Source organism: Agromyces sp. Root81 (genome assembly GCF_001429165.1).
GTDB lineage: Bacteria > Actinomycetota > Actinomycetes > Actinomycetales > Microbacteriaceae > Agromyces.
Genome location: NZ_LMIR01000004.1, coordinates 460,581 through 483,856, shown reverse-complemented (window position 1 = coordinate 483,856; position 23,276 = coordinate 460,581). Strand labels below are relative to the sequence as shown.

Annotated in this window: 21 protein-coding genes; 16 read left to right on the top strand and 5 right to left on the bottom strand. The window is 69.2% G+C overall.

Going from position 1 to position 23,276, the window contains the following annotated elements; genetic code table 11:
- The first annotated feature begins 6 nt into the window (after nucleotides 1-6).
- The gene (gene gcvP, locus ASE14_RS19055) at nucleotides 7-2,904 is read left to right on the top strand and encodes an aminomethyl-transferring glycine dehydrogenase (RefSeq protein WP_056658805.1); all 2,898 of its coding nucleotides are present in this window, start codon (nucleotides 7-9) and stop codon (nucleotides 2,902-2,904) included.
- Between the two features lie 15 nt (nucleotides 2,905-2,919).
- Here the strand turns inward: gcvP and ASE14_RS19050 are convergent, their stop codons facing one another.
- Nucleotides 2,920-3,435 (bottom strand): DUF2231 domain-containing protein, encoded by a 516-nt coding sequence (locus ASE14_RS19050; protein WP_056658802.1) that lies wholly within the window; start codon nucleotides 3,433-3,435, stop codon nucleotides 2,920-2,922.
- A gap of 100 nt (nucleotides 3,436-3,535) precedes the next feature.
- On the opposite strand from ASE14_RS19050, the gene ASE14_RS19045 reads away from it, so the two are divergent.
- From ASE14_RS19045 to ASE14_RS19035, 3 genes are all read left to right on the top strand, one after another.
- Nucleotides 3,536-4,042, top strand: coding sequence for a sigma-70 family RNA polymerase sigma factor (locus tag ASE14_RS19045; protein ID WP_056658799.1), 507 nt, complete (start codon nucleotides 3,536-3,538; stop codon nucleotides 4,040-4,042).
- Complete coding sequence (locus ASE14_RS19040; RefSeq protein ID WP_056658796.1) at nucleotides 4,039-4,752, top strand: anti-sigma factor; 714 nt, start codon at nucleotides 4,039-4,041, stop codon at nucleotides 4,750-4,752. Before ASE14_RS19045 ends, ASE14_RS19040 begins: the two co-directional genes overlap by 4 nt.
- Before the next feature lie 123 nt (nucleotides 4,753-4,875).
- Nucleotides 4,876-5,376, top strand: coding sequence for a hypothetical protein (locus tag ASE14_RS19035; RefSeq protein WP_082601072.1), 501 nt, complete (start codon nucleotides 4,876-4,878; stop codon nucleotides 5,374-5,376).
- Nucleotides 5,377-5,387: 11 nt separating this feature from the next.
- Here ASE14_RS19035 and ASE14_RS19030 read toward each other — a convergent pair whose 3' ends face one another.
- Nucleotides 5,388-5,603 carry a hypothetical protein gene (locus tag ASE14_RS19030; protein ID WP_056658793.1) on the bottom strand — a complete coding sequence of 72 codons (216 nt, stop codon included), beginning with the start codon at nucleotides 5,601-5,603 and terminating at the stop codon, nucleotides 5,388-5,390.
- Nucleotides 5,604-5,794: 191 nt separating this feature from the next.
- Here ASE14_RS19030 and ASE14_RS19025 point away from each other — a divergent pair, with 191 nt between their 5' ends.
- A complete protein-coding gene (locus ASE14_RS19025; RefSeq protein WP_056658790.1) occupies nucleotides 5,795-6,247 on the top strand; it encodes a hypothetical protein in 453 nt (150 codons plus the stop codon).
- On the opposite strand, the gene ASE14_RS19020 is transcribed toward ASE14_RS19025, so the two are convergent.
- On the bottom strand, nucleotides 6,193-6,957 hold the full coding sequence (locus tag ASE14_RS19020) for a CPBP family intramembrane glutamic endopeptidase (RefSeq protein ID WP_056658787.1): 765 nt from the start codon (nucleotides 6,955-6,957) through the stop codon (nucleotides 6,193-6,195). The genes ASE14_RS19025 and ASE14_RS19020 overlap by 55 nt on opposite strands.
- Nucleotides 6,958-7,163: 206 nt before the next feature.
- Here ASE14_RS19020 and ASE14_RS19015 point away from each other — a divergent pair, with 206 nt between their 5' ends.
- The 6 genes from ASE14_RS19015 to ASE14_RS18990 all read left to right on the top strand — a co-directional run bounded on the left by ASE14_RS19015 (nucleotide 7,164) and on the right by ASE14_RS18990 (nucleotide 15,788).
- On the top strand, nucleotides 7,164-8,786 hold the full coding sequence (locus tag ASE14_RS19015) for an ABC transporter substrate-binding protein (protein ID WP_056658784.1): 1,623 nt from the start codon (nucleotides 7,164-7,166) through the stop codon (nucleotides 8,784-8,786).
- A 186-nt stretch (nucleotides 8,787-8,972) separates the two neighbouring features.
- Complete coding sequence (locus tag ASE14_RS19010) at nucleotides 8,973-9,902, top strand: ABC transporter permease (RefSeq protein WP_056658781.1); 930 nt, start codon at nucleotides 8,973-8,975, stop codon at nucleotides 9,900-9,902.
- Nucleotides 9,892-10,845: an ABC transporter permease gene (locus tag ASE14_RS19005; RefSeq protein ID WP_056658778.1), complete on the top strand. Its 954-nt coding sequence runs from the start codon at nucleotides 9,892-9,894 to the stop codon at nucleotides 10,843-10,845. The genes ASE14_RS19010 and ASE14_RS19005 overlap by 11 nt, the downstream gene beginning before the upstream one ends.
- Nucleotides 10,842-12,611 (top strand): ABC transporter ATP-binding protein, encoded by a 1,770-nt coding sequence (locus ASE14_RS19000; RefSeq protein WP_056658776.1) that lies wholly within the window; start codon nucleotides 10,842-10,844, stop codon nucleotides 12,609-12,611. Before ASE14_RS19005 ends, ASE14_RS19000 begins: the two co-directional genes overlap by 4 nt.
- A gap of 232 nt (nucleotides 12,612-12,843) precedes the next feature.
- The gene (typA, locus tag ASE14_RS18995; RefSeq protein ID WP_056658772.1) at nucleotides 12,844-14,748 is read left to right on the top strand and encodes a translational GTPase TypA; all 1,905 of its coding nucleotides are present in this window, start codon (nucleotides 12,844-12,846) and stop codon (nucleotides 14,746-14,748) included.
- Nucleotides 14,749-14,948: 200 nt separating this feature from the next.
- Complete coding sequence (locus tag ASE14_RS18990) at nucleotides 14,949-15,788, top strand: M23 family metallopeptidase (protein ID WP_082601071.1); 840 nt, start codon at nucleotides 14,949-14,951, stop codon at nucleotides 15,786-15,788.
- A 13-nt stretch (nucleotides 15,789-15,801) separates the two neighbouring features.
- On the opposite strand, the gene ASE14_RS18985 is transcribed toward ASE14_RS18990, so the two are convergent.
- Nucleotides 15,802-16,611: an enoyl-CoA hydratase/isomerase family protein gene (locus ASE14_RS18985; protein ID WP_056659355.1), complete on the bottom strand. Its 810-nt coding sequence runs from the start codon at nucleotides 16,609-16,611 to the stop codon at nucleotides 15,802-15,804.
- Between the two features lie 156 nt (nucleotides 16,612-16,767).
- Between ASE14_RS18985 and ASE14_RS18980 the strand changes: the two genes are divergently transcribed.
- The 5 genes from ASE14_RS18980 to ASE14_RS18960 all read left to right on the top strand — a co-directional run bounded on the left by ASE14_RS18980 (nucleotide 16,768) and on the right by ASE14_RS18960 (nucleotide 20,567).
- Complete coding sequence (locus ASE14_RS18980; protein WP_056658767.1) at nucleotides 16,768-17,217, top strand: hypothetical protein; 450 nt, start codon at nucleotides 16,768-16,770, stop codon at nucleotides 17,215-17,217.
- Nucleotides 17,214-17,597, top strand: a complete 384-nt coding sequence (locus ASE14_RS18975; protein ID WP_056658764.1) for a DUF6113 family protein — start codon at nucleotides 17,214-17,216, stop codon at nucleotides 17,595-17,597. The genes ASE14_RS18980 and ASE14_RS18975 overlap by 4 nt, the downstream gene beginning before the upstream one ends.
- A 37-nt stretch (nucleotides 17,598-17,634) precedes the next feature.
- A complete protein-coding gene (gene fdxA / locus ASE14_RS18970) occupies nucleotides 17,635-17,955 on the top strand; it encodes a ferredoxin (protein ID WP_056658762.1) in 321 nt (106 codons plus the stop codon).
- Nucleotides 17,956-17,957: 2 nt separating this feature from the next.
- Nucleotides 17,958-19,073 carry a succinyldiaminopimelate transaminase gene (dapC, locus tag ASE14_RS18965; RefSeq protein WP_056658758.1) on the top strand — a complete coding sequence of 372 codons (1,116 nt, stop codon included), beginning with the start codon at nucleotides 17,958-17,960 and terminating at the stop codon, nucleotides 19,071-19,073.
- A 183-nt stretch (nucleotides 19,074-19,256) separates the two neighbouring features.
- Nucleotides 19,257-20,567, top strand: coding sequence for a citrate synthase (locus ASE14_RS18960; protein WP_082601108.1), 1,311 nt, complete (start codon nucleotides 19,257-19,259; stop codon nucleotides 20,565-20,567).
- Between the two features lie 61 nt (nucleotides 20,568-20,628).
- Here the strand turns inward: ASE14_RS18960 and ASE14_RS18955 are convergent, their stop codons facing one another.
- Nucleotides 20,629-23,172 (bottom strand): penicillin acylase family protein, encoded by a 2,544-nt coding sequence (locus ASE14_RS18955; RefSeq protein ID WP_082601070.1) that lies wholly within the window; start codon nucleotides 23,170-23,172, stop codon nucleotides 20,629-20,631.
- Nucleotides 23,173-23,276 lie beyond the last annotated feature (104 nt).

The following is a 23,276-nucleotide window of genomic DNA, read 5'->3' as shown; positions in this document are numbered from 1 at the left end:
ACAGCGATGAGCACCCCCACCTCCTCCGCATTCGACCTCGACGCCTTCGGGCGCCGCCACATCGGCACCAGCCCGAGCGACCACGGGCTCATGCTCGCCGAGCTCGGCTACGACTCCCTCGACGCCCTCATGGCCGCCGCGGTGCCCACGTCGATCCGCATGGGGGAGGTGCTGAACTCGGCGATCCCCGCTGCAGCCACCGAGCGTGAGGCGCTCGCCGAACTCGCGGCGCTCGCCGAGCAGAACACGGTGCGCACCTCGATGATCGGTCTCGGCTATTACGGCACGGTCACGCCGTCGGTGATCCAGCGCAACGTGCTCGAGAACCCGAGCTGGTACACGGCCTACACGCCGTACCAGCCCGAGATCTCGCAGGGCCGCCTCGAGGCGCTCATCAACTTCCAGACGATGGTCACCGATCTCACGGGCCTCGACACCGCCAACGCGTCGATGCTCGACGAGGGCACCGCGGTCGTCGAGGGCATGCTGCTCGCGCGCCGCGCATCGAAGTCGACCTCGAACCGCTTCATCGTCGACGCCGACGCGCTGCCGCAGACCCTCGCGCTGCTCGAGTCGCGCGCCGAGGCGGTCGGCATCGAGCTCGTCGTCGCCGACCTCGTCGAGGAAACGGATGTCGCCGCTTTCGGCGAGCACTTCGGCATCTTCGTGCAGTACCCGGGCGCATCGGGTCGCGTGTGGAACCCGGCATCCGTCATCGCCGCCTCGAAGGCGCAGGGCGGCCTCGCCGTCGTCGCCGCCGACCTGCTGGCGCTCGCGCTCATCACGAGCCCGGGCGAGCTCGGCGCCGACGTCGCCGTCGGCACCTCGCAGCGCTTCGGCGTGCCGATGGGCTTCGGCGGCCCGCACGCGGGCTACATGGCCGTGCGCACGGGACTCGAGCGCCAGCTGCCCGGACGCCTCGTCGGCGTCTCGAAGGACGCCGTCGGCGCGCCCGCGTACCGCCTCACCCTGCAGGCCCGCGAGCAGCACATCCGGCGCGAGAAGGCGACCTCGAACATCTGCACCGCGCAGGTGCTGCTCGCCGTGATGGCGTCGATGTACGCGGTGTACCACGGGCCCCGGGGCATCCGTCACATCGCCGGCTCGACCGCGGCGAAGGCGACCGCGCTCGCCGAGGTGCTCACCGGCTACGGCCTGACCCTCGCGCACGACGCCTACTTCGACACGATCCGGGTGCACGTGCCCGGACTCGCGGGCAACATCGTCGAGCGCGCCCGCGCGCTCGGGGTGAACGTGTGGGAGGCGGGCGACGCCACCGTGCACGTCGCCGTCGACGAGACCACGACGGCCGAGGAGCTCTCGCTCGTCGCCCAGGCGTTCGGCCTGCCCGAGCGCACCGAGGTCGCGATCGAGACGGCGACCCTGCCGGCCGTCGCGAGCGGTGAGCTGCGTCGCACGAGCGGCTACCTCGAGCACCCCGTCTTCAACACGCACCACTCCGAGACGCAGATGATGCGCTACCTGAAGACCCTCGCGGACCGCGACTACGCGCTCGACCGGGGCATGATCCCGCTCGGCTCGTGCACCATGAAGCTCAACGCCGCCACCGAGATGCAGTCGGTGACGTGGCCCGAGTTCGCGAACCTGCACCCCTTCGCCCCCGAGGCCGACGTCGTCGGCACGCTCGGCCTCATCGAGCAGCTCGAGACCTGGCTCGCCGAGGTCACGGGCTACGACACGGTGTCGCTGCAGCCCAACGCGGGCAGCCAGGGCGAGCTCGCGGGTCTCCTCGCGATCCGCGGCTACCACCTCGCCAACGGCGACACCGAGCGCACGGTGTGCCTCATCCCGTCGAGCGCGCACGGCACCAACGCGGCATCCGCGGTGCTCGCCGGTATGCGCGTCGTCGTCGTCGCGACCGACGAGCTCGGCAATGTCGACCTCGGCGACCTCCGCGTGAAGATCGCCGAGCACGCCGAGAGCCTCGCCGCGCTCATGATCACCTACCCGTCGACGCACGGCGTCTACGAGCACGAGGTGAAGGACATCACCCAGGCCGTCCACGACGCCGGCGGCCAGGTCTACGTCGACGGCGCGAACCTGAACGCCCTGCTCGGCTTCGCCCGGTTCGGCGACTTCGGCGGCGACGTCTCGCACCTGAACCTGCACAAGACGTTCTGCATCCCGCACGGCGGTGGCGGCCCCGGCGTCGGCCCCGTCGCAGCCAAGGCGCACCTCGCGCCGTACCTGCCGGGACACCCGATGGCGCAGCGCGCCGACCACTCGGGCGGCGTCACGCACGACGGCGGACCGGTCTCGGCCGCGCCGTACGGCAGCCCGTCGATCCTGCCGATCTCGTGGGCGTACGTGCGCATGATGGGCTCCGAGGGGCTCAAGCAGGCGACCGCGTCCGCGGTGCTCGCGGCGAACTTCGTGGCCTCGCGCCTCCGCGAGCACTTCCCGGTGCTCTACACGGGCGAGAACGGCCTCGTCGCGCACGAGTGCATCCTCGACCTGCGCCCCCTCACCGCGGCGACCGGAGTCACCGTCGACGACGTGGCCAAGCGCCTCGTCGACTACGGCTTCCACGCGCCGACGATGTCGTTCCCCGTCGCGGGCACGCTCATGGTCGAGCCGACCGAGTCGGAGGACCTGGCCGAGCTCGAGCGCTTCATCGAGGCGATGGTCGCGATCAAGGCCGAGGCCGATGCCGTCGCCGCCGGCGAGTGGCCGGTCGACGACAACCCGCTCGTGAACGCGCCGCACACCGCGGAGTCGGTCATCGCGGGGGAGTGGACTCACGCATACACGCGCGAGCAGGCCGTGTACCCGGTGCACTCGCTCGTGCGCGGCAAGTACTGGGTTCCGGTGCGCCGCATCGACCAGGCCTTCGGCGACCGCAACCTCGTGTGCGCCTGCCCGCCGGTCGAGGCGTTCGCGTAGCCCGTTTCGGAACCGTCAGCTCGGGAGCCCGCCCCACACGGCGCGGGCTCCTGAGTCTCCGATCAGCACGAGCAGCACGGCGGTGCCCACGCCGACGACGACGGATGCCGCGGCGAGGCCGATCCGCACCGCTCTGGCGATGCCGGGCGATGTGCGTCGCATCCGCTCGTCGAGGGAGCGGAACCACGCCCACTGGGCCGCCGCGACGAGGAAGAGCGCGATCGCCCAGGGCAGCAGCATCTCGCCGAACCCCTGGTGCCGCGCGACGGCGGGGACCGGGCCGATGACGGCCGCGAGGGATCGCCCCGCGACGACCGTGATCGGCACGAGGACGAGTACGACGAGCGCTCCGATGGCGGTCACGATGCCGAGGCGCCGGCGTGCCGCCGGCCAGAACGCGCCGAGCAGCAGGGCGAGTACCGTGAGCGGTGTGAGCACGACCACCGCATGCACGATGAGCGGGTGCAGTGGCAAGCCCGCGACCTGGAGGAGGTCCTCCGAGGCGACCGGTGCGAGATTCGTGGGATCCATGCCGAGAACACGTCGCAGGCACCGTTCGGGTTCACCGTCGCCGCGAATGAACCATTCGGACCGCCGTCTCGTTCTCCGGGCAGGGAACAGGAGGTGATGGATGCCGCTCGACGACGACAGCCGGCTCGTCGCGCTCTACGATGCGCACGGTCCGTCGGTGTGGAGGTACGTGGTGCACCTCACGGGTGACGCAGCTGGCGCCGACGACATCGTGCAGGAGACCCTGCTCCGGGCCTGGCGGAGCCCCCGCATCCTGGCTCAGGAGCCGGCGTCGACGAGGTCGTGGATGATCACGGTCGCCCGCAACCTCGTGATCGACGAGGCGCGCAGTGCACGGCGACGCCACGAGATCGGCGTCGCCGAGACGCCGGAGCGAGTGGCCCACGACGCGACCGACGCCCTGTTCGAGAGCCTGCTGGTCGAGGAGGCGCTGGTGACGTTGAGCATGGAGCATCGCGCGGTGATCGTGCACGCCTACTACGGCGGATGCAGCGTGGCCGAGGTCGCACGGCGGCTCGGCATCCCTGAGGGTACGGTGAAGTCCCGGCTGCACTACGGGCTTCGGGCGCTGCGGCTCGCGCTGCAGGAGAAAGGGGTGACGCGATGAACCCGGATCACGCGCGCTTCGCGGACTGGGACTCCGCCTACGTGCTCGGCGCGCTCTCGCCCGTCGAACGCGGCGAGTACGAGCATCACCTCGAGTCGTGCGAGCTGTGCCGCCGATCGGTCGCCGAACTCGCTCCGATGCCGGGGCTCCTCGCGCGGCTCTCGCCCGAGCGGGCCACCGCCCTCCTCGGAGAAGCCGACGCCGGTGCGGACGCCGAACCGGCACGCGGTCCCCGCGACGACCTCCTCGACGTGGTGCGCCTCGAGGATCGGCGCCGTCGGCGCCGCAGGACCCGCACGTGGTGGATCGCCTCCGCTGCGGCGGCCGTGGTCGTCATCGCCGCGATCGCGGTGCCGCTCGTCGCACTCCAGCCGCCGGTCGTCTCGCAGGCCATCGCATTCGAGTCCGTCGCCGAGGCGCCGTTGTCCGCGACGGCGACGCTCACGCAGGTCGCGTGGGGCACGAAGATCGAGCTCGACTGCCGCTACGCCGAGTCCGGGGCATCCGATGTCCCGGCCGACGGCTGGCCGTACGCGCTGGTGGTCGTCGATCGCGACGGCGCGCGCACCGACGTCTCGAGCTGGCGGGCGAGCCCCGGGGCGGCAGCCAGGTTGTCGGCGGGCGCCGCCCTCGACCTCGACGAGATCGCGTCGCTCGAGATCCGCGCGATGGGCAGCGGAGAGGTGCTCATGCGGAGCGAGTTCGACTGATCTGCGGCCGTCGCGGCCGCGGTGGTCGGTGCGGGTCGCCCCTCCGTTGAACCATCCGGCGCTGCGTCTCGTGCTTCTGGAGAGGCCGCGACCGCGGCCGTGAGTACGAGAGAAGGACCTCGCATGAAGCTGCGCATCGCAACAGGACTGGCCGTGATGGGCCTCGTCGTCGCCCTCGCCGGGTGTTCCGCTCCAGCGGCGGAGGAGCCCGCGGAGACGGGCGGCACCTCGACCGAGACCGAAGCGCCCGACATGGGTGCTGAGGCGTCCGACGCCCTCCTCACGACCGCGGACTCGGCGCTCGGCGAGATCGTGGTCGACGGCGAGGGCATGGTCGTCTACATGTTCGACAACGACACCCAGGGTGCGGAGGCGAGCAGCTGCGAAGGGCAGTGCGCCACCAACTGGCCCGCCGTGACGACGGATTCGGATGCCCCCGAGGTCGAGGGTGTCACGGGAGAGGTCGGCACCATCACGGGCGTCGACGGCTCGACGCAGGTGACGCTGAACGGCTGGCCGCTCTACTACTTCGCGGGCGACAGCGCCGCCGGCGACACCAACGGCCAGGGCGTGAACGGCGTGTGGTGGGTGCTCAGCCCGGCCGGGGAGAAGATCGGCGGCTGACGGCGAAGCGACTATGCGGGGCGCGGTGCCGCGTGACGGCCGCGCTCCGTGTACTCGCGCCGTGCGGCGGCAGGAGCGGGCGCCGGCGCGGCAGCGGCGACGACGGCGGTGCGCCGAGCCGCGACGCGTTCGTGCGCCGCGCGGATCTCCGACTCCGTCGCGCGGAAGCGGCGGTCGGCGGTGCGGGCCGCGAGGTGACCTGCGGCGAAGGCTGCGGCGAGTGTCATGATTCCGTTCCATCGTGTGTCCGGCGGTGCCGGTCGGGGCCTCGTGACGAGGATGACCCCATGCTCGCGAATGCCGTGGATCGACGGATCAGGGAGACCCCGAGAGCCACCCCCGGGAGTACACTGAGGTTCTCTCGAAAGTCCCCACGGGTTCTGTCGTAGGGCCCGGGTTCTCTCGAAGCAGAGGGGGCATGATGTCCGTCGATCTCATCGCGGTGCTCACCACCGTCGGGTTCGTGGGATTCCTCGTCGGCACCTCGATGCTCGCGGGCCGCGGCCTCGGGCTCGAACAGCGCGCGGGGCTCCTCGAGCGACGTGATCCGGCAACGGCGGAGGCGCTGCGAAGAGCCCAGTCGATCACCGACTTCTCCAGCGGCAGCGTCTTCGGCGACGAGGGCTTCTACTCCGCCGTCTGCACGCCGTCCAGGCGCAGCGGGCTCGACCTGGCCCGGGTTCGGGGCATCGACTCCGACCTGCGGGTCGAAGCCGCCGAGGAGTCGTTGCCGCCGATGCCGACGACCGTGGTCGCGCTCGGTCGGAGCGAGCACGTGCCGCGCGCTTCCCGCACGAGGCATCCGGTTCGCACAGCTCAGCCGGTCGAGACGGCGAACAGCCCCGGCCACCAGCCCACGGCGAGCGGATAGCCGACGAACGACACGACATCGAGGATCCAGTGCGCGATGACGAGCGGCATCGTGCGGCCCCAGCGCTGGTAGCACCAGCCGAACACGACACCCATGGCGACGTTGCCGAAGAAGGGGCCGAAGCCCTGATAGAGGTGGTAGCTGCCGCGCAGCACCGCGCTCGACAGGATCGTCGCCCACGGGCCGACTCCGAGCTCCCTGAACCTCGCGAAGAGGTAGCCGACGACGATGACCTCCTCGGTGAGCGCCGCTTCGAGGGCCCGGAACACGAGGATCGGCACCGTCCACCACAGCCAGTCGGCGGGTGACGCCTCGACCGCGACCGTCAGGCCGAGCGCACGGCCGAGCGCGTAGAGCGCGAGCCCCGGCACGCCGATCGCGGCGACCAGCAGCACACCGGATGCCGCGTCGCGCCCCGGTCTCGTCAGGTCGAGGCCGATGCGGCGGAAGGGGTTCGTGCCCGGAGCCCAGAGCAGGTAGAGCACGAGCGCGACGGCGAACAGGCCGAAGAACACGTCGAGGAACTGGTACGTGAAGTCGAGCCATTCGCGGGGTGCCCGCGACGGGTTCAGCGCGACGGATTGCTCGCCCAGCGGCGTCTCGGCGGTGACCTTCGCGACGATCGAGACGATCGAATAGACAGCGGATGCCCCGAGCGACAGCCCGAGCACGATGACGACCTCGAGTCGCAGTCGTCGTGCGGAAGACATGCGGCAATCATCGCATGAGCGGCCCAGACGCAATATTCGTGCGGATTCGTGACGATATACGGCGGCGCATGTGTCGCTAGGTTGCGCGTCGGTAACGGTTTGCCCTTCTGGTTTGCTTACCGGTGGCGGGGTTCATAGTCTCGATCTACCAGCGCTCCAGTACGGCCACGAGCCGCGCTGCCGTCGCACATCTCACAGGAGGAACATTGAAGATCAAGAGAATCGGCGTTGCAGCCATTGCTCTTGCTGCCGCCGGCGCATTGACGCTGTCGGGCTGCACGAGCGGCGGCGCTGACCCGTCGGCACCCGCAGGCGATGCCACCGCGGTCATCACCGTCAACAACACTGAGCCCCAGAACCCGCTGATCCCGACCAACACGAACGAGGTCGGCGGCGGTCTCGTGGTGCAGAACGTCTTCGCGGGCCTCGTCTACTACGACGCCGAAGGCGCCGTCCACAACGATGTGGCCGAGTCGATCGAGACCGAGGACGCACAGACCTACACGATCAAGATCAAGGCCGACCAGACCTTCTCCAACGGCGACCCGGTGGACGCCCAGGCGTTCGTCGACGCGTGGAACTACGGCGCAGCCCTCGAGAACGCACAGCTCTCGAGCTACTTCTTCGAGTCGATCGAAGGCTTCTCGTACGAGGAGAACGTGCCCGAGCTGTCCGGCCTCACGGTCGTCGACGACCTCACGTTCGAGGTCAAGCTCAAGCAGCCCGAGTCCGACTTCCCGCTCCGCCTCGGCTACACGGCGTACTTCCCGCTGCCCGCCGCGGCATGGGATGACATCGAGGCCTTCGGTGAGAACCCGATCGGCAACGGCCCGTACAAGTTCGAAGAGGAGGGCGCCTGGCAGCACAACGAGCGCATCGACCTCGTGAAGAACGAGGACTACACCGGTCCGCGCGCGGCGCAGAACGGCGGACTGGACATGATCCTCTACGCCAGCACCGACGCCGCATACGCGGACCTGCAGGGTGGCAACCTCGACGTCATCCAGGAGATCCCCGACAGCGCGCTCGAGACCTTCGAGTCCGAGTTCGAGGGCCGCACGGTCAACCAGCCGGCAGCCGCGAACGCGACGCTGACGATCCCCGACCGCCTCGCTCACTTCAGTGGTGAGGAAGGCAAGCTGCGCCGTGCCGCCATCTCGCACGCGATCAACCGCGAAGAGGTCACCGACGTGATCTTCAACGGCACGCGTACGCCGGCGCACGACTTCACCTCGCCGGTCATCGACGGATACTCGGAAGAGATCCCGGGCTCCGAGGTGCTCGAGTTCGACGCCGACCTGGCGAAGGAACTGTGGGCTGAGGCCGACGCCATCTCCCCGTGGAGCGGCACCTTCGGCATCCAGTACAACGCCGACGGCCCCAACCAGGGTTGGGTCGACGCCATCGCGAACCAGCTGAAGAACAACCTCGGCATCGAGGCGGCTGGCAACCCGATCCCCACGTTCGCCGAGCACCGCACGCTCATCACCGACCGTACGACCCAGACGGCCTTCCGTAACGGCTGGCAGTTCGACTACCCGTCGATGTTCAACGGCCTGGGCCCGATCTACGGCACGGGTGCAGGCTCGAACGACGGCGACTACTCGAACCCCGAGTTCGACGCACTGCTCGACGAGGGCTCGTCCGCGACTGAGGTCGAGGCCGGCATCGAGAAGTTCCAGCAGGCGCAGGAGATCCTCTTCGAGGACCTGCCCTCCATCCCGCTGTGGTACACGAACGGTATGGGCGCCTGGGGCGAGAGCGTCGACAACGTCGAGTTCGGTTGGGACACCTGGCCGATCCTCTACCAGATCACCAAGAGCGAGTAATTCTCGTTCGAGGTTCCTCGGGGTTATACTCTGAGGCGCCCGTGGGGCGGCAGCCGAGCAGGCTGCCGCCCCACTCCCACGTATCCACGGTGTTCACCCGATCGGCGTAGCATCGTGGAATCGAACTCGCAAACGGTGAGGTTTCTTTTCAACATGTCCACATTCGCAGAACGCAGGGCCTGATCCATGGCCGGCTACATCCTGCGCCGACTGCTGCAGGCGATCCCTGTCTTCCTCGGCACCACCTTCCTGATCTATTTCATGGTCTTCGCCATGCCCGGCGACCCGATCGTCGCGCTCTTCGGTGAGAAGACCCCGCCGCCCGCGGTGATCGAACAGCTGCGCGAGCGGTACCACCTGGACCAGCCGTTCATCGTCCAGTACCTCTACTTCCTCGGCGGCATCTTCCGCGGTGACCTCGGTACCTCGTTCTCGGGCCAGCCGGTCTCCGAGATCCTCGCGGCGACGTTCCCGGTGACCCTGCGGCTCGCGGCTCTCGCGATCTTCTTCGAGATGGTCGCCGGCATCACGGTCGGCCTCGTGTCGGGCCTGCGCAAGGGGGGCATCTTCGACGCGAGCGCACTCGTCGTGAGCCTCATCCTGATCTCGCTGCCCGTCTTCGTCGTCGCCTTCGTCGCCCAGTACATCTTCGGCATCCAACTCGGGTGGTTCCGCACCACGGTGAGTACCGGGGCGCCGATCCAGGACTTGATACTCCCGGCTCTGGTGCTCGCCACGATCAGCTTCGCCCAGATCGTTCGACTGACGAGGGCGTCAGTCATCGATACGGGTGGGCAGGACTTCGTTCGCACTGCCGCGAGCAAGGGCCTCTCCCGCAGCCGAATCGTCCCGGTCCACATCCTGCGCAACTCGCTGATCCCCGTCGTCACCTATCTCGCGGTCGATTTCGGTGTGCTCATGGTGGGCGCGACGGTCACGGAGGGCATCTTCAACGTGCCCGGCGTCGGCCGCACCCTGTACCAGGCCATCATCCGAGGCGAGGGACCGACCGTCGTCTCCTTCGTGACCGTCATGGTGCTGATCTACCTCGTGGTGAACCTGCTGGTGGATCTTCTGTACGCCGTTCTCGACCCGAGGATCCGCTATGCCAAGTAACACCAGACCTGATCAGGGGCACTTCGTCGCTCCGATCGAAGAAACTCCGCTCGTCGCGATCGACAAGGTGAAGACCGAGGGCAAGCCCTCGAACCTGTGGCGCGACGCCTGGAACGACGTGCGCAAGCGCCCGATGTTCTGGATCTCCTCCGTGCTGATCCTCATCGTCGTGGTCGTCGCCCTGTTCCCCGGCCTGTTCACGCAGACGCCGCCGAACAACGACTGCCTTCTCGCGAACAGCAACGGCGGTCCGACGGAGGGCCACCCGCTCGGCTTCACCAAGCAGGGCTGCGACATCTACTCGCGAATCATCCACGGCACTTCGACGTCGCTCTCGGTCGGCATCATCGTGACCGTGCTGGTCGCCGTGCTCGGCATCGTCTTCGGCGCGTTCGCGGGCTTCTACGGCGGATGGCTCGACTCGGTGCTCTCGCGCCTCGGCGACATCTTCTTCTCGATCCCCTACATCCTCGCGGCCGTGGTCATCATGTCGGTGCTCTCGCAGTACGCGAACGTGTGGGTGATCTCGCTCGCCATCGGCATCTTCGCGTGGCCGGCGACAGCCAGAGTGTTGAGAGCCGAGATCCTCAGGGTGAAGAACTCCGACTTCGTGATGGCGGCCACCGCCCTCGGCGTCTCGAGGTTCCGAATCCTGCTCCGTCACGTGCTCCCGAACTCGATCGCGCCCGTCATCGTCATCACGACGATCTCGCTGGCATCGGCGATCGTCGCGGAGGCGACGCTGTCCTTCCTCGGTGTCGGACTTCCCTCGACGACCATGTCGTGGGGAAATGACATCAGCCAGGCGCAGATGGACCTCCGGACGGCGCCCCAGACGCTGATCCTGCCCTCGATCGCGCTGTCGGTGACCGTGCTGAGCTTCATCATGCTCGGCGAGGTCGTGCGCGACGCACTCGACCCGAAGGCGAGGGCGCAGCGATGAGCGAGACTTCGAACGGATCGAACGTGCAATCAGAACGCGCCGCCGGCGCCGAACGCCCGCTGCTCGAGATCAAGGATCTCCAGGTCGGGTTCAACACCCAGGACGGTCTCGTCAAGGCCGTCGACGGCGTGAACATCACCCTCTACCGCGGGCAGAGCCTCGCGATCGTGGGGGAGTCGGGCTCGGGCAAGTCGACGACCGCGCACGCGATCATCAACCTGCTCCCCGGCACCGGGCACGTCTCGGGCGGTCAGATCCTGCTCGACGGCCAGGACCTCACGAAGGCGTCGAAGAAGGACATGGAGGCCGTCCGCGGCCGCAAGATCGGCTTCGTCCCTCAAGACCCGATGTCGAACCTCAACCCCGTGTGGTCGATCGGCTTCCAGGTCGAGGAGGCCATCAAGGCCAACGGCATCGCGACCGGGCGCCAGGAGGTCAAGAAGCGCGCGATCGAGGTGCTGAAGCAGGCGGGCCTCGGCGACGCCGACCGTCGCATGCGGCAGTTCCCGCACCAGTTCTCGGGCGGCATGCGCCAGCGCGTGCTGATCGGCATGGGCCTCGCCGCGAACCCGCAGCTGCTCATCGCCGACGAGCCGACTTCGGCGCTCGACGTCACGGTGCAGCGGGTCATCCTCGATCACCTCGAGTCGCTCACCCGCGAACTCGGCACGACCCTGCTGTTCATCACGCACGACCTCGGCCTCGCCGCCGAGCGCGCAGAGCAGCTCGTGGTCATGTACAAGGGTCGCGTCGTCGAGTCCGGTCCGTCGGTCGAGATCCTGCAGAACCCGCAGCACCCGTACACACAGCGACTCGTCGCCGCGGCCCCGAGCCTCGCCTCGCGCCGCATCCAGGCGACGGGCTCGATCTCGGCGGCCGAATCCTCGATGGCCGTGGGCGCAGCGGATGCCGCGGGCGACACGATCGACCTGATCGCCACCGCCGAGGCACGCGCCGAAGCGATCGCCGCTGCTCCCGCTGCTGCACCGGCGATCATCGTGGAAGACCTCACCAAGGTCTTCAAGATCCGTGGTTCGGGCGAGTTCACGGCGGTCGACAAGGTCTCGTTCCAGATCCCCAAGGGCACCACCATGGCGCTCGTGGGCGAGTCGGGATCGGGCAAGTCGACCGTCGCGAAGATGCTCCTGAAGCTGGAAGACGCCACGAGCGGCAAGATCGTCGTCGGCGGAAAAGACCTGGCGAGCGTGACCGGCAAGGAGCTCTTCAACCTCCGCAGCCGCATGCAGCCGGTCTTCCAGGACCCGTACGGTTCGCTGAACCCGCTGCGCAACATCGGCAACACCATCGCGGAGCCGTTGTTCACGCACAAGGTCGGCACGAGCGCCTCGCGTCGCGAGCGGGTCAACGAGCTGCTCGACCAGGTTTCGCTGCCTCGCACCCTCATCAGCCGCTACCCCAACGAGCTCTCGGGCGGCCAGCGTCAGCGCATCGCGATCGCGCGTGCGCTCGCGCTGAAGCCCGAGATCGTGGTGCTCGATGAGGCGGTCTCGGCCCTCGACGTGCTCGTGCAGGCCCAGATCCTGCGCCTGCTCGCGGACCTGCAGGCCGAGCTCGGTCTGACGTACCTCTTCATCACGCACGACCTCGCGGTCGTGCGCGTCATCGCCGACCACGTCTGCGTGATGCAGAAGGGCCGCATCGTCGAGGCGGCGGCCACCGACGACGTGTTCGACAACCCGCAGGAGCAGTACACGAAGGATCTCCTCGCGGCGATCCCGGGTGCCAGCATCGAGCTCGGCGCCTAGGCACCGACCGGCACACGCACTTGCGAGCGCCCGGTCTCCGAACTCTCGGAGACCGGGCGCTCGCGCGTTCTCAGCTTCACGGGCGCGCGACAGGGTACGCTAGAGGGGCGCACGCCGTCACTGCGGCATCCTGCGCTCCCACAGACCTTCATCTCAGCGCTTCCACGCTGTCTCCGTGCGCTGATCTCGACGCTCGGGGGCGACGGGGGGCCGGCACCCTCGAGGACCAAACATGGCCAACGCCACCCGGAACGATCTGCGCAACGTCGCGATCGTCGCACACGTCGACCACGGCAAGACCACGCTCGTCGACGCGATGCTCAACCAGACGAACTCCTTCGACGCGCACGCGCACGTCGAAGAGCGCGCCATGGACTCCAACGAGCTCGAGCGCGAAAAGGGCATCACGATCCTCGCCAAGAACACGGCGATCACGTACAAGGGCAAGCACGCCGGCGATTCGCCGATCACGATCAACGTGATCGACACCCCGGGCCACGCCGATTTCGGCGGCGAGGTCGAGCGCGGCCTGTCGATGGTCGACGGCGTCGTCCTCCTCGTCGACTCGAGTGAGGGCCCGCTGCCGCAGACCCGCTTCGTGCTCCGCAAGGCGCTCGAGGCCCGCATGCCGGTGATCCTGCTCGTCAACAAGACGGACCGACCCGACGCGCGCATCGACGAGGTCGTCGCCGAGAGCCAGGACCTCCTGCTCGGCCTCGCCTCCGATCTCGCCGACGACGTGCCCGACCTCGACCTCGACGCGATCCTCGACGTGCCCGTCGTGTACGCCTCGGGCCGCAACGGCGCCGCGAGCCACAACAAGCCCGGCAACGGCGAGCTGCCCGACAACGACGACCTCGAGCCGCTCTTCGAAGCGATCCTGCAGCACATCCCGGCGCCGACGTACGACGACGAGCACCCCCTGCAGGCCCACGTCACGAACCTCGACGCGTCGCCCTTCCTCGGCCGCCTCGCGCTGCTCCGCGTCTTCCACGGCACCATCAAGAAGGGCCAGACGGTCGCCTGGGTCAAGCACGACGGCACCGTGCAGAACGTGCGCGTGACCGAGCTCTTCCTCACGAAGGCGCTCGACCGCTACCCGGCCGAGAGCGCCGGCCCCGGCGACATCGCCGTGGTCGCCGGCTTCGAGGACATCATGATCGGCGACACCCTCGCCGACGCCGAAGACGTGCGCCCGCTGCCGATCATCGCCGTCGACGAGCCCGCGATCTCGATGACGATCGGCACGAACACCTCGCCGCTCGTCGGCAAGGTGAAGGGGCACAAGCTCACCGCCCGCATGGTGAAGGATCGGCTCGACCGCGAACTCGTCGGCAACGTGTCGCTGAAGGTCGTCGACATCGGCCGCCCCGACGCCTGGGAGGTGCAGGGCCGCGGCGAACTCGCACTCGCGATCCTCGTCGAGCAGATGCGCCGCGAGGGCTACGAACTCACCGTGGGCAAGCCCCAGGTGGTCACGAAGCAGGTCGACGGCAAGACGCACGAGCCCTACGAGCACCTCACGATCGACGCCCCCGAGGAGTACCTCGGCGCGATCACGCAGCTGCTCGCCGGCCGCAAGGGCCGTATGGACAACATGTCGAACCACGGCACGGGCTGGGTCCGCATGGAGTTCATCGTTCCGAGCCGCGGGCTCATCGGGTTCCGCACCGAGTTCATGACCACCACGCGCGGCACCGGCATCGCGAACGCGATCTCGCACGGCTACGACGCGTGGGCCGGCCAGATCGTCACCCGCAACAACGGCTCGATCGTCGCCGACCGCTCGGGCGTCGTGACGCCCTTCGCGATCATCGCCCTGCAGGAGCGCATGACGTTCTTCGTGAACCCGACCGAAGAGGTCTACGAGGGCATGGTCATCGGCGAGAACTCGCGCAACGACGACATGGACGTCAACATCACCAAAGAGAAAAAGCTGACGAACATGCGTCAGTCGACGGCCGACAACTTCGAGTCGATGACGCCGTCGCGCCAGCTCTCGCTCGAGGAGTGCCTGGAGTTCGCCCGTGAAGACGAGTGCGTCGAGGTCACGCCGACCGCCGTTCGCATCCGCAAGGTCGAGCTCGACGCGACGGCTCGTGCCCGCACGACGTCGCGCCTGAAGAAGCAGAACTAGCAGCACCACCGCAGACGAGCGGATGCCCCGGGGTCGACCGACCGCGGGGCATCCGCTCGTTTCGCGTGCGCCAGGGGAGGGGCCGCCCTCACGTTCGCGGGGAATATGCATGCGTATCGGAGGTTCTTCCCAGAGTCGGTGCGTAGCGTATCTGAGGTTGTCTCGCACCTGACTCAGAAAATACGTAACGCACCCTATCTATGACTCCCCCCAAGCACGGCCGCCGCGCGGCCACCCCCAGCCCTGTCCGCCCGACCTCCGCTCGCCGCTCCGACTTCGTCGCCGGCATCATGAGCCGCCTGACCCGAACGGGCGGCTCTCGTCCTGCCGGGGTCTCACTGCGACCGGTCCTCTCGGTCATCGCGATGTCGTTCGCGGGCGCCATGATGGTCGCCACGAGCGTTCCCGCGCTGGCGATCACGGCGACCGACACCGTGGCACGCGCCTCGGTCTACGCGCCCGCCGAAGACACGATCGAGCTGGCCCCGCAGACCGTCGAGGTCGGCAGCGACGGCATCATGTCGACGCTCGCGGCCGAGCAGTACGACGTCGCCGCGGCCCCGCCGCCCATCGTCTCGCAGGTGGCGAGCGTCGGCAGCGTGTCGCTCATCGACACGGGCGCGGTCGTCTGGCCGGTGCTCACCCCTGAGAAGCGCAGCGGCGGCTACGGACCGCGCTCGGCGCCGTGCTCGGGCTGCTCGACCTTCCACGACGGCGTCGACTTCACTCCCGGCAACGGCACCCCCGTCATGTCGATCGCCGACGGCGTGGTCGTGCTCGCCACCGAGAACGGCGGCGGACTCGGCGTCAACGTCGAGGTGCAGCACAACGTCGGCGGCGAGCTCGTCACGAGCTCCTACGCGCACATGCAGTTCGGCTCGATCGCCGTCTCCGTCGGCCAGCAGGTCTCGGCCGGCCAGCAGCTCGGAGTCGTCGGAACGACCGGCCAGTCCACCGGCCCGCACCTGCACCTCGAGATGTTCGGCACCGACGGTGCGCGATTCGACGGCTTCGCCTGGCTGTCGGCGCGCGTCGGCTGACGCGCCGGATCGATCAGGCGCCGGTGAACTCCGGCACGCGCTTCTCGATGAAGGCCGCGACGCCCTCGTGCATGTCCTCCGTGCGGAACGCGTCGCCGAAGCCCGCGATCTCGAGCTCGGTCGCCGACTCGGTGCGGCGGCCGGCCGCGTCGACGAGCACGCGCTTGGCGAGGCCGACCGCGGGTGCCGCGTTCGCGCGCACCTCGTCGAGCGTCGCCCGCGCGCCAGCGAAGAGCGCGTCGCGGTCGGCGAACGATCGTGAGACGAGTCCGATCTCGATCGCCTCGGCCGCGTCGATGCGCCGCCCGGTGTAGATGAGCTCCTTCGCCCGAGCGAGCCCCACCGCCCGGGGCAGCCGCACGGTGCCGCCGAAGCCCGGGATGAGACCCAGGTGCACCTCGGGCTGGCCGAAGCTCGAGGCATCCGTCGCGTAGATGAAATCGCAGGCGAGCGCGAGCTCGAGGCCGCCGCCGAGCGCGAAGCCATCGACGCACGCGATGACCGGAGCCGGAAGGCCCTCGATCGCGGCGGCGACCCGGTGGCCGAGGCGCGACGCGTCCTCGCCCTGCTCCGGCGTGAGCTCCGCCATGGAGCGGATGTCGGCGCCCGCCACGAAAGCCCGGCCGCCGGCGCCGGTCAGCAGCACGCCACGCACAGCGCTGCCCTCTGCGGAGAGCGTCTCGAATGCGGTGAGCAGGGCGGACAGCACGTCGGGGGAGAGGGCGTTCAACGCCTTCGGGCGATCGATCGTCACGATCGCGAGGTCGCCGTCGCGCTCGACGCGCACGTCGGGCCCGTTCTCCTGGATGCTGGGCTCGGCCATCGTCGATCCTCTCCGCACGGCCCGTTCCGTGTCGCGCTCCACGCTACGCCATCGCATCGACGAGGGCGGGCGATAGAATTCGGAGCGGGGACGGCGGATGCCGCGACGGCATCGCGCCTGCCCCCTCTCCAGACCGCTGCACACGAGGAGCCGGCCATGCGACACTCGACCATCCACCGTCGCGCGGGCGCCGCCGCGGTGATCGCGGCCGTGACCGCGCTCCTGCTCTCGGGCTGCTTCGCGAACCCGGGCGACCTCGTCAACAAGGGGGTCGAAGACGCGATCGAGGATGCCACGGGCGGCGATGTCAGCCTCGGCGGCGAACTGCCGGCCGACTTCCCCGAGTCCGTCGCGCTCATCGACGGCGACATCGCGTTCGCAGCCGGCGCGGGCGGCAGCGAGGGCTGGATCGTGATGATCTCGTCGAGTGCGGCCGATCCAGTGGGCGACGCGGCCGCGAAGCTCGAGGCTGCCGGCTTCACGAAGGACACCACGCTGTCCGGTGACGCGGCGAGTGCCCTCGTGTACTCCGACAGCGAATACCTCGTGCTGCTCGCCGGCGACGGCGAGGCCGTCTCGTACACGGTCACCCAGCAGCCGAAATGACCGACCGCGGCAGCCGCATCGGCACGTTCGTCGTCGCGTTCGTGATCGGACTCGTCTACGGCGCGCTCGGCACGGTCGGGCACCGGGCGTCGCTGCAGATCGGCGAGGTCTCGATCCCGTGGGGTCTCGTTGCCGCACTCGTCGGCGTCGCCGGGCTGCTGCTCGGCATCCGGCTCGTCGCGGGCGGCAGGGGTGCCGCGGCCGCAGCGGGCGCCGGCATCGTCGTCGCGACCTTCGTGCTCACGCTGCCCGGCCCCGGTGGCTCGGTGCTCATCGTGGGCGATCTCACCGGCACGGTGTGGTCGATCGCCCCGGCGCTCATCGCGGTACTCGTGGTGGCATGGCCGAAGCTGCCATCGCCGCGCCCGCGCGACGCCTAGACTGGAGTCCCATCCTCCCGAAGGGACAGCGAACACCGTGACCTATGTCATCGCCCTTCCGTGCGTCGACGTCAAAGACCGCGCCTGCATCGACGAATGCCCCGTCGACTGCATCTACGAGGGTGAGCGCTCGCTCTACATCCACCCCGACGAATGCGTCGACTGCGGTGCCTGCGAGCCGGTCTGCCCCGTCGAGGCGATCTACTACGAAGACGACCTGCCCGAGATGTGGGCCGACTACTACAAGGCGAACGTCGAGTTCTTCGACGACATCGGCTCGCCCGGCGGCGCGGCCAAGATCGGCGTCATCCCGAAGGACCACCCCGTGATCGCGGTGCTCCCTCCGCAGGCGCACTGAGCATGGCCCGCGGCGAACTGCCCGACTACCCCTGGGACCTGATGGCTCCCTTCCGCGAGCGCGCCGCGGTGCACCCCGACGGCGTCGTCGACCTCTCGATCGGCTCGCCGGTCGACCCGACCCCGGCCCTCGTCCGCGAAGCGCTCGCGAATGCGACCGATGCGCACGCCTATCCCCAGACGACCGGCACCGACGAACTGCGCGGCGCGATCATCGACTGGTTCGCCCGTCGTCGCGGCGTCACCGGACTCACCGCGGCGAACGTGCTGCCGACGGTGGGCTCCAAGGAACTCGTCGCGCTGCTGCCGTTCCTGCTCGGCCTCGGCGAGGGCGACGTGGTCGTGCATCCCCGTGCCGCGTACCCGAGCTACGAGATGGGCGCCGTGCTCGTCGGCGCCACCGCGATGGCATCCGACGACCCGGCCGAGTGGCCGGCCGCGACGAAGCTCGTGTGGCTGAACAGCCCAGGCAACCCCGACGGCCGCGTGCTCACGATCGACGAACTGCGCGCCGCACGCGATCGGGCCCTCGAGCTCGACGCGATCATCGTCGGCGACGAGTGCTACGCCGAGCTCGGCTGGGAGGGCGAATGGGCGGATGCCCCGGTGCCGAGCCTGCTCGACCCGCGCGTCGTCGGCGACAGCCGCCGCAACACGATCGTCGCCTACTCGCTCTCGAAGCAGTCGAACATGGCCGGCTACCGCACCGCGTTCATCGCCGGCTGCCGCACCGTCATCGGGCGCATCACGACCGTGCGCAAGCACGCCGGGCTCATGCTCCCGCAGCCGCTGCAGGCGGCGATGATCGCGGCGCTGCGCGATGACGAGCACGTCGCCGAGCAGAAGGAGCGCTACCGCGCTCGTCGCGAGCTGCTCAAGCCCGCGCTCGAAGCCGCAGGGTTCCGAGTCGACCGCAGCGAGGCCGGCCTCTACCTCTGGGCGACCGAGGGGCGAGACGCCTGGGACTCGATCGGACGGCTCGCCGACCTCGGCATCGTCGCCGGCCCCGGCCACTTCTACGGCGTGCACCACCCCGAGCACGTGCGTCTGTCGCTGACGGCGACCGACGAGCGCATCTCGGCGGCGGCCGAGCGACTTCGGGCCGCTGCTGCGGCGTGACATCCGCTCGTTCGCGTGGGGGATCGCCCTGCCGACTGTGACTCTCGCCAACGGATAGGATGATCTGTTGGCGGGTGCGACAGTGTGTTCGGACCCCGTCTAGGCTGTAGTCGGGTCGAGGCCGTCAGAGCGGCCGAGACCGGAAAGCAGGTGACCGCGCAAGTGACGATCACAGGAGGCGCCGTGAGCGACGTCCGGAACAATGCGGCAGGGGAGACCCCCCAGACCGCGACCCTGAGCTTCGGCAGCACGACCGCCGAACTGCCCGTCCACCGTGCGGTGCAGGGCAACTCGAGCATCGACGTGTCGACGCTGACCCGGCAGACCGGGCTCACCGCGCTCGACTACGGGTTCGTGAACACCGCGTCGACGCGGTCGGCGATCACCTACATCGACGGCGAGCAGGGCATCCTGCGGTACCGCGGGTACCCGATCGAAGAGCTCGCGGCGAACTCCACGTACCTCGAGGTCGCGTGGCTGCTCATCTACGGCGAGCTGCCGACGGCCGATCAGCTGGGCGAGTTCGACGAGAAGATCCGTCACCACACGCTGCTGCACGAAGACCTCAAGCGCTTCTTCTCGTCGCTGCCGCACACGGCCCACCCGATGTCGGTGCTCTCGAGCGCCGTGTCGGCGCTCTCGACGTACTACGAGGACTCGACGGACTCGAACGACCCCGAGCAGGTCGAGCTCACCATGGTGCGCCTGCTCGCGAAGCTGCCGGTGATCGCGGCCTACGCGCACAAGAAGTCGATCGGGCAGGCGTTCCTGTACCCCGACAACTCGCTGTCGTTCGTCGACAACTTCCTGAAGCTGAACTTCGGCAACATGGCAGAGCCCTTCCAGGTCGACCCGGTGCTCTCCACCGCGCTCGACCGGCTCCTCATCCTGCACGAGGACCACGAGCAGAACGCGTCGACCTCGACCGTGCGACTCGTCGGCTCGACCGGCGCGAACCTCTACGCTTCGATCTCCGCCGGCATCCAGGCGCTCTCCGGCCCGCTCCACGGCGGCGCCAACGAAGCAGTGCTGCAGATGCTCGCCCGCATCCGCGACTCCGGCGAAGGCGTCGAGAAGTTCGTCGAGCGCGTGAAGAACAAGGAAGACGGCGTGAAGCTCATGGGCTTCGGGCACCGCGTCTACAAGAACTACGACCCGCGCGCGACGATCGTCAAGCAGTCGGCCGATGAGGTGCTCGCCGGGCTCGGCGTCGCCGACCCGCTGCTCGACATCGCCAAGGAGCTCGAGCAGTTCGCCCTGCAGGACGACTACTTCAAGGAGCGTCGTCTCTACCCGAACGTCGACTTCTACACGGGTGTCATCTACAAGGCGATGGGCTTCCCGACGCGCATGTTCACCGTGCTGTTCGCGATCGGACGCCTGCCCGGCTGGATGGCGCACTGGCGTGAGATGAACGTCGACTCGCAGACGAAGATCGGGCGCCCGCAGCAGCTCTACATCGGCGAGCCCGAGCGGCACTACCCCTCGGTCTGAGTCGCAGACGTCCACGCCGGTCGCACCTTCGGGTGCGACCGGCGTTTCGTCGTTCCGGGCCTCAGCCCTCGGGCGTCAGCGTCAGGATGTCGCGGGCGTTCGCCTTCACGGCATCGGTCGTGACGGCCCAGTCGCGCAGCTCGCCGCGCTGCCAGAGCGGCGCCTGGTCCGAGTAGTTCGGGTGGAACGCGTGGCCCGACGCTCCGGTGAGGTTGATCCAGCGCGAAGCGTCGCGGTCTGAGAGGTCCACGACCATGCGCATCGACGGCACCCAGTCGACGCCGTAGCCGATGCTCGCGTCCCAGCCGATCGCGTTGACGATCGACGAGCCGCCGCCGAGCTCGTACGGGCCACGGTTGAAGAGCCACTCGATCGGGCCGACGCCCGATTCGCCGAAGCTCTGGTTCGTGAGGGTCAGCGTGTGCAGCCGCCCCCAACGCCACGAGTCGGGGTTCGAGCCCAGACGCTGTTCGCTCTCGCTCCACGCCGAGTCGAGGGCGTGGGCGATCATCGCGTCGCGGCCGGTGACGCCGAGTTCCTCGTTCGTCCACCACGAGTCGTCGGGCTCGGCGAGCAGGGTGCCGACGACGTTGAACCATCGGTCGCCGCCCTGCGGCTGCGCCGAATCGGGGAGGTCGCCGAACATGTCGTCGAGCAGGGTGCGCCAGAAGACGGCGAAGTAGGCGGCCTGCGCGCTGTCGGCCTCGGCGCTGCCGTCCCAGTCGCTGAGGAGCTCGGCGCCGCGGGCGGCGTCACCGCTGAGCTCGAGTTCGGCGATCACCGGCAGGAAGGCGTCGGCGTTCGCGTCGCCGGTGTCGAGCTGGATCGCGGCGAGCGAGTCGACCGTGAACGCCTCGCCGGCGTCGATGCGGTCGCGGATGAGGCGGTCGATGCCCGCGGCGCGGTATCCGTAGTCCCAGTCCATAGTGAGCATCGGACCGTCGGGTCCGGCGGCCGCGTTGTTGGCCGTGACGATGTAGCCGGCGGGCGGGTTCAGCACCGACGGCAGATCGTCGAAGGGGATCGTGCCCGACCACCCGTTGGCGCTCGTCCATCCCGGCAAGGGGAGCGTGCCATCGCCCGACTTGCGCACGGGGATGCGGCCCGGTGCCTGGTAGCCGATGTTGCCCGCGGCATCCGCGTAGATGAGGTTCTGCGCCGGCACGTCGAAGAGCGCCGCGGCCGCGCGGAACCCGTTCCAGTCGTGGGCGCGGTCGAGGGCGAAGATCGCGCCGGCGGTCGTGCCGGGTGAGAGTGCCGTCCACTGCAGTGAGACCTCGTAGTCGCCGTCGGGCTGCGTCGAGGCTGCGGGATACTCGGCCGCGACGGCGCCGAAGTCGTCGCCGATGTCGGTCACGATCGGGCCGCGCGCGGTCGACCGCACGGTGATCGTGACGGGGTCGCCGCCGGCGACCTCGATCGTCTCCTCGCGGAGCGTGAGCGGCACCTGCGCGCCGTCGAGGGTGTAGCTGTCTCCGGTGACGCGCTCGAGGTAGAGATCAGCGACGTCGGGTCCGAGATTGGTGAAGCCCCACGCGATGTCGGCGTTCTGCCCGATGACGATGCCGGGCAGGCCCGAGAACGAGTAGCCGGCGACATCGAACCCGCACGTCTCGGTGATCTCGACGCAGTGCAGGCCCATCTGGGTCCAGATCGACGGCATGGCGGGGCCGAGGTGCGGGTCGTTGGCGAGCAGCGGCAGACCCGACTCGGTCAGTGCACCAGACACCACCCACGAGTTCGAGCCGAGGTCGCCGCCCTCGGGGCCGAGGAGTTCGGGCACCCCGTCGATCGCCGCGCTCAGCGTGGCGAGTGCGCCGGCGACGCCGGGATCGAGAGCGGATGCCGCCGCGGCATCCGTCTCGTCGGGGTCATCGCCTGCAGTGAGCGGGGTCGACGACAATGCTGCGGGGGCCGCCACCGGCTGCCCGTCGACGATCGTCGGCATGGTGCCCCACGCGAAGTCGGGGTGGAGGCGGGCGACCTCGTCGGCCGGCAGCGCGGTCGACAGCATGGCGCGGTCGATCTCGTCGCCGAGGTTCGAGCGCAGGTCCCACGCCATCGCCTTCAGCCAGGCGATCGAGTCGACGCCCGACCACGGCTCGGGGGAGTAGCCGGGGTTCTGCAGCCCGAGCACCGCGTACTCGAGCGAGAGGTCGGGGCCGCTGCGCTCGGCGAGGTAGGCGTTGACGCCCGCGGCGTAGTCGTCGTAGTGCGCCTGCGACGTGTCATCGAGCGCCTCGTACTCCTGCTCGGCGATGCCCCGCCAGTCGAGCGTGCGGATGAACGCGTCGGTGCCGACCTGCGACTCGCCGAAGAGCTCGGCCAGCCGGCCGGCGGTGACGTGGCGGCGGAAGTCCATCTCCCAGAACCGGTCCTGGGCGTGCACGTAGCCCTGCGCGAAGAACAGGTCGCGGTCGGTCTCGGCGTAGAGCTGCGGAATGCCGGCATCGTCGCGGATCACGGTCACCTCGGCGCCGAGCCCCGGAACCGCGACGGCACCGTTCGTGGTCGGGAACGAGCGCTGCACCGTCCACCAGCCGAGTCCGGCCGCGAGGACGGCCAGCACGAGCACGGTGATCAGCAGGCCGATGACGAACCTCATCGCCCGATGCCGACTGGTTCGCGATGCGTCGGTACCCACGCCACTCCTTCGTGATGCGCAAGACGAGGGGCCGCCACTCGGCGGCCCGGGTCACCAACTGTAGC

Excerpts from the sequence above, each read along its gene's own strand:
- typA (WP_056658772.1), top strand. The coding sequence starts at position 12,844 with ATGGCCAACGCCACCCGGAACGATCTGCGCAACGTCGCGATCGTCGCA.
- dapC (WP_056658758.1), top strand. The coding sequence starts at position 17,958 with ATGGCCCGCGGCGAACTGCCCGACTACCCCTGGGACCTGATGGCTCCC.
- ASE14_RS18985 (WP_056659355.1), bottom strand. The coding sequence starts at position 16,611 with ATGGCCGAGCCCAGCATCCAGGAGAACGGGCCCGACGTGCGCGTCGAG.
- ASE14_RS19010 (WP_056658781.1), top strand. The coding sequence starts at position 8,973 with ATGGCCGGCTACATCCTGCGCCGACTGCTGCAGGCGATCCCTGTCTTC.
- ASE14_RS18955 (WP_082601070.1), bottom strand. The coding sequence starts at position 23,172 with ATGAGGTTCGTCATCGGCCTGCTGATCACCGTGCTCGTGCTGGCCGTC.
- gcvP (WP_056658805.1), top strand. The coding sequence starts at position 7 with ATGAGCACCCCCACCTCCTCCGCATTCGACCTCGACGCCTTCGGGCGC.
- ASE14_RS19050 (WP_056658802.1), bottom strand. The coding sequence starts at position 3,435 with ATGGATCCCACGAATCTCGCACCGGTCGCCTCGGAGGACCTCCTCCAG.
- ASE14_RS19035 (WP_082601072.1), top strand. The coding sequence starts at position 4,876 with ATGAAGCTGCGCATCGCAACAGGACTGGCCGTGATGGGCCTCGTCGTC.
- ASE14_RS19025 (WP_056658790.1), top strand. The coding sequence starts at position 5,795 with ATGATGTCCGTCGATCTCATCGCGGTGCTCACCACCGTCGGGTTCGTG.
- ASE14_RS19020 (WP_056658787.1), bottom strand. The coding sequence starts at position 6,957 with ATGTCTTCCGCACGACGACTGCGACTCGAGGTCGTCATCGTGCTCGGG.
- ASE14_RS18990 (WP_082601071.1), top strand. The coding sequence starts at position 14,949 with ATGACTCCCCCCAAGCACGGCCGCCGCGCGGCCACCCCCAGCCCTGTC.
- ASE14_RS18975 (WP_056658764.1), top strand. The coding sequence starts at position 17,214 with ATGACCGACCGCGGCAGCCGCATCGGCACGTTCGTCGTCGCGTTCGTG.
- ASE14_RS18980 (WP_056658767.1), top strand. The coding sequence starts at position 16,768 with ATGCGACACTCGACCATCCACCGTCGCGCGGGCGCCGCCGCGGTGATC.
- ASE14_RS19030 (WP_056658793.1), bottom strand. The coding sequence starts at position 5,603 with ATGACACTCGCCGCAGCCTTCGCCGCAGGTCACCTCGCGGCCCGCACC.
- ASE14_RS19040 (WP_056658796.1), top strand. The coding sequence starts at position 4,039 with ATGAACCCGGATCACGCGCGCTTCGCGGACTGGGACTCCGCCTACGTG.
- ASE14_RS19000 (WP_056658776.1), top strand. The coding sequence starts at position 10,842 with ATGAGCGAGACTTCGAACGGATCGAACGTGCAATCAGAACGCGCCGCC.
- ASE14_RS19045 (WP_056658799.1), top strand. The coding sequence starts at position 3,536 with ATGCCGCTCGACGACGACAGCCGGCTCGTCGCGCTCTACGATGCGCAC.
- ASE14_RS19005 (WP_056658778.1), top strand. The coding sequence starts at position 9,892 with ATGCCAAGTAACACCAGACCTGATCAGGGGCACTTCGTCGCTCCGATC.